The organism is Streptomyces sichuanensis, assembly GCF_020328095.1.
In the GTDB taxonomy this organism is placed as follows: Bacteria; Actinomycetota; Actinomycetes; order Streptomycetales; family Streptomycetaceae; genus Streptomyces; species Streptomyces cinnamoneus.
This window is the reverse complement of sequence record NZ_JAIXMK010000033.1, coordinates 1-3,653: the sequence shown is the minus strand read 5'-3', so window position 1 is coordinate 3,653 and position 3,653 is coordinate 1. Positions and strand designations below refer to the sequence as shown.

General features: G+C 75.3%; 4 protein-coding genes. 1 reads left to right on the top strand and 3 read right to left on the bottom strand.

What is annotated here, in order from left to right; translation table 11 throughout:
- Positions 1-651: 651 nt before the first annotated feature.
- Both LE181_RS13575 and LE181_RS13570 read right to left on the bottom strand, forming a co-directional pair.
- The gene (locus LE181_RS13575) at positions 652-2,298 is read right to left on the bottom strand and encodes an amidohydrolase (protein ID WP_225661511.1); all 1,647 of its coding nucleotides are present in this window, start codon (positions 2,296-2,298) and stop codon (positions 652-654) included.
- Positions 2,299-2,354: 56 nt separating this feature from the next.
- A complete protein-coding gene (locus tag LE181_RS13570; protein WP_030365423.1) occupies positions 2,355-2,798 on the bottom strand; it encodes an Lrp/AsnC family transcriptional regulator in 444 nt (147 codons plus the stop codon).
- A gap of 196 nt (positions 2,799-2,994) precedes the next feature.
- Between LE181_RS13570 and LE181_RS13565 the strand changes: the two genes are divergently transcribed.
- Entirely contained in the window at positions 2,995-3,366 is a 372-nt protein-coding gene (locus LE181_RS13565; RefSeq protein ID WP_225661510.1) for a hypothetical protein, read from the top strand.
- Positions 3,367-3,473: 107 nt separating this feature from the next.
- Here LE181_RS13565 and LE181_RS13560 read toward each other — a convergent pair.
- Positions 3,474-3,653: acyl-CoA dehydrogenase family protein (locus tag LE181_RS13560; RefSeq protein WP_263868879.1), on the bottom strand; the 180-nt coding region annotated here is incomplete at its 5' end.

Genomic DNA, 3,653 nt, shown 5'->3' with positions numbered 1-3,653 from the left:
GCGGGCGAGGCGGGCCAGCCGCGCGGTCCGGCCGGGCCGCGGGGGCGCGCCGGAGCCGGGGGGCCCGCCGGCGGCCGCCTGCGGGCTCACGGCGGCTTCTGGGGTGGTCTCGGGACCCGAGGGCACGGTCGCGCCTTCCTGGAGCTTTCGGGGTGCCTGCTGACCGTACCTCGCTCCGGGGGCGTCCCGGCCCGGCGGGTGGCCCCGGGAAGATCCGGGAGGCCGCCCCGGAAGGCCCGGGGCCGTGCGGGGCCGCGGAAGGGGGGCCCGGCGTCCTTCGGGCCGGCCTGGGATCCGCTGGCTGCGGGTCGACCGAGAGCCGTTGTCTACTGAACGTCCGGGCCCCACCCGGGTCGCACCTGCCGGCCCGGCCGAACCCTCCCTCACCCCGTGCGCTGGACCTGGCTCCCAGTGGCGGTGCACCTGCTCGGCACCCCGCCCCGTGGCCCAGCTGCGCTCGACGGCTGCGTGGAGGTTCGCCGGTCGGACGTCCTGTGGTGGACAGCGGAGAACCTACCGGCCGCCGCCCGCACCGTGTCAACACCTTCGTGACCTGCGTGTGTCGTTCAAATCAGCAGGTCAGTACGGTAGATGGGACGGCACGGCGGCGGGCGGAGGGGACGTCGTTCGGCGGTACGCGGCTCTACGGCGTCACTCGTTCGGGCCCGCGTACACCGTGCGCCCGGCCACCACCGTCCGCAGGCAGACCGGCAGCGGTGCGCCGGGGGTGAGGTCGGGCAGGCCGGGGGTGCCCGAGCGCGGGTCGGTGGACCAGTTGGCGACGCGGGTGTCGGGCACCTGCACCACGAGGTCCCCGCCCTCCCACACCGCGTAGTCGGCGGGCGCGCCCGGCACCAGGATGCCCGCGTCGTCGCGGCCGATGGCCCGCCAGCCGCCGCGCGTGTGCGCGGTGAAGGCGGCCCTGACCGAGATGCGGTGCGCGGGCGTGCGGTGGAAGGCGGCCGCCCGGACCGTGCCCCACGGGTCGAGGGGCGTGACGGGGCTGTCGGAGCCGAGGGCCAGCGGGATGCCGGCCCGCAGCATGGACGCGTACGGGTTGAGGGTACGGGCCCGCTCGGTGCCCAGGCGCCGGGCGTACAGGGCCTCGTCACCGCCCCAGGTGGCGTCGAAGGCCGGCTGCACGGAGGCGGTGAGGGCGAGTTCGGCGAAGGCGGCGATGAGTTCGGGGCTGAGCATCTCGGCGTGCTCGACGCGGTGCCGGGCGGCGCGCACGCGCGCCAGGCCCAGCTTGTCCGCGGCCGTGCGCACGCCCTCGACGACCGCCGAGAGGGCGGCGTCGCCGATGGCGTGGAAGCCGGCCTGCAGGCCCGCCTCGGTGCAGGCGATGACGTGGGCGGCGATGGCACCGGCGTCGAGGTGGGCGACGCCGCGCTGCTCCGGCGCGTCGGCGTAGGGCTCGTGCAGGCAGGCGGTGTGGGAGCCGAGCGAACCGTCCACGAACAGGTCTCCGGCCGCGCCGGCCGCCCCGAGCTCCCGGACGCGCCCGGCGCCCTCCACGGAGGTGACCGCCTCGGCCCAGTAGCCGGTCACCCGCGGGCCGGGCCCGGCCGCCGCCAGGTCCAGCAGGCCGGTGAAGTCGTCGGCGCTGGAGATCTCGGGCCCGGCGCACTCGTGGACGGAACCGATGCCGAGCGAGGCCGCGCGGGCGAGCGCGGCGCGCTGCGCCGCCCGGCGCTGCGCGGGGGTGACGCTGTCGTACGCGGCGGCGCGCACGGCGTGGTGGGCGACCCCGGTCAGCGGCGCGTCGGCGGAGTACCCGCTCAGCTCGCGCGCGCGGGGGACGAGGTCGAGCAGGGCGGTGGTGACGACGGCCGAGTGGACGTCGGCGCGGGTGAGGTAGAGCGGCCTGCCGCCGGTGGCCTCGTCGAGCTCGCGCCGGGAGGGGGCGCGCAGTTCGGGCCAGGCGCTGGCGTCCCAGCCGTGGCCGAGCAGGACGCGGTCGGCGGGCCGGGCCGCGGCGTGGGCCCGGATGCGGCCGAGGGCCTCGGCGAGCGTGGGCACGCCGGTGAGGTCGAGCCCGGTGAGCGCCAGGCCGGTCGCGGTGGTGTGCACGTGCGCGTCGGTGAACGCCGGGGTGACGAGCGCGCCTTCGAGGTTGACGACGGCCTCAACGCCGTCGGCGAAGGAGTCCGCCGCGCCCTCGGAGCCGATCCAGGCGACGCTGCCGTCCTCGACCACCATGGCGGTGGCGAAGGGGTCGGCGGGGCTGTGTACGGTGCCGTTTCGCAGCAGGACGGTGCGGGGTGGCTGGTCCTCGAAGGCGGTGCGCTCGCTCATGGGAGCCAGTCTGGCCCCTCGCGGGGAGCGCGCCGAACCGGGGCCCCGGCGGCGGGTCAGCCGACGCGGGGCGGGCGGGCCTCGTAGGGGGTCGACAGGACGATCGTGGTGCGGGTGGACACGCCGGCGAGCGAGCGGATGCGGGCGAGCAGGTGCTCCAGCTCCAGGGGTGTGGCCACGCGCACCTTGAGGATGTAGTTCTCGTCGCCGGCGACGCTGTGGCACGCCTCGATCTCGGGGATCTCGGCGAGCCGGTCGGCGATGTCGTCGGGGGCGCTGGGGTCGAAGGGCTTGACCGAGATGAACGCGGTCAGGGGCAGCCCGACGGCCTCGGGGTCGACGACCGCCGCGTAACCGCGGATGACGCCCCGCTGTTCGAGCCGGCGCACGCGCTGGTGCACCGCCGAGGTGGACAGGCCGGTGGCCTTGCCCAGGTCGGTGTAGCTCATCCGCCCGTCCTTGACGAGCAGTTCCACGATTTCTCTGTCCAGCTCCTCCACATGGGTCAACCTACTGCGTCCCGGTGCGTCCGGAACAGCCGACGGCGCCGCAGGCGCACAACGTATGTGACAAACGCCACAGGTATGCACCCGTGTCCTCCCGGGGGTGGCGATTACCCGGCTGCCCGCGAGGGAAGTGCTTGCTGTGGCCGAGGCCGAGATTGCCTGGCCGGCCCATCCGAGGGGGAAAAACACTATGCCCAGCCTGGAACGCCTGGACCACGACGGCGACGGCAGCCCGTACGACACCGAGACCTACGAGATGTTCCGGGTCACCTGCCCGGACTGCGCGCGGCCGATCGGGCTGCTCGCGGACGAGGACGTCCTGCCGGAGCACGCGCTCTGCCCGTCCCCGTGGAATCCGTTCGGGCTCACCGTCTGCCCGGGCTCGGGGCGCGGCATCGAGGACGCCGCCCCGGCCGACGATTCGCTGGCCGCGCAGGACCTGGACGCGGCGCTGCTGCTCACGCTGCCGGAGTCGCTGGACTGGCGGACGCAGCCGTTCTCGCACATCGGCGGTCCCGGCTCGCGCCCGCTGCGCGTGCCGGAGATGCGGCATTCGTCCTGAACGGACGTGCCGGAGCAGCACCGAAGACGCTGCAGGAGCGGAAGGGGTGAAGGGGACGCCCGGGAAGGAGTCGCACCGGCGGCGCCGGTGCGACTCGCAACACGGGCTCAGGCGGCGGACTCGGGCCCTGCCACGTGGCGGGCGATGACCATCCGCTGGATCTGGTTGGTGCCCTCGACGATCTGCAGGACCTTGGCCTCGCGCATGTAGCGCTCGGCGGGGAAGTCGGCGGTGTAGCCGTACCCGCCCATCAGCTGGACGGCGTCGGTGGTCACGCGCATCGCGGC

Coding starts and splice junctions, on each gene's coding strand:
- LE181_RS13565 (WP_225661510.1), top strand. CDS start 2,995: ATGCCCAGCCTGGAACGCCTGGACCACGACGGCGACGGCAGCCCGTAC.
- LE181_RS13575 (WP_225661511.1), bottom strand. CDS start 2,298: ATGAGCGAGCGCACCGCCTTCGAGGACCAGCCACCCCGCACCGTCCTG.